Here is a 250-nt window from a genome sequence, read left to right as displayed (position 1 = left end):
AAAGCGGCTCTGCTCCTTGGACAACAATATCATTTACACACCTTGCTACTGCATCAATACCAATTGTGTCATGTTTATCTGCCATAAAAGCGAGCATCAATTTTGTTCCCACGCCATCTGTTCCAGATACTAATACAGGTTCTTCTAATGCAAATTTTGATAAATCAAACATACCTCCAAAACCGCCTAGACCGCCTAGTACTTCTTTTCTCATTGTTGTTTGTACGTGTTTTTTCATGCGAGATACCGC

At 40.0% G+C, this 250-nt stretch carries 1 protein-coding gene; it reads right to left on the bottom strand.

Translation table 11 applies throughout. The features are described from left to right. Window positions 1-250 (bottom strand): AIR synthase related protein (locus tag SB775_RS32165; RefSeq protein WP_410865348.1); only part of this gene is annotated, 250 nt, incomplete at both ends.

The organism is Peribacillus sp. SIMBA_075, assembly GCF_046534585.1.
Note: the sequence above shows the minus strand (reverse complement) of the source record. Positions and strands in the feature narration are given on the sequence as shown.